At 57.9% G+C, this 273-nt stretch carries 1 protein-coding gene; it reads left to right on the top strand.

The features are described 5' to 3' along the window. On the top strand, window positions 1-273 hold a 273-nt coding region (locus tag HY29_RS19330; protein ID WP_034791174.1), incomplete at both ends, for a YDG domain-containing protein.

The raw sequence follows: 273 nt of genomic DNA, 5'->3' as shown, positions 1-273 counted from the left end.
TCCGTGGCCAACCGTGTCTATGACGGGACCGCGGATGCGCTTGATCTTCTGACGCTTGGGACGCTGGTCGGGGTCGTGGCGGATGATATTGCCGATGTTACGATTGATGAGACTGGCATCCTGGCCGAGTTTGCGGACAAGAATGCCGGAAATGGCAAGCCGGTAACCGTAAGTGGCTATGGGCTGTCAGGCGACGAGGCGTCGAATTACACGGTCAAAGATCCGACGGGTCTGACGGCTACGATCACGCCGAAGGAACTGACGGTTGATGGT

The organism is Hyphomonas beringensis (genome assembly GCF_000682755.1).
Taxonomy (GTDB): Bacteria; Pseudomonadota; Alphaproteobacteria; order Caulobacterales; family Hyphomonadaceae; genus Hyphomonas; species Hyphomonas beringensis.
Note: the sequence above shows the minus strand (reverse complement) of the source record. Positions and strands in the feature narration are given on the sequence as shown.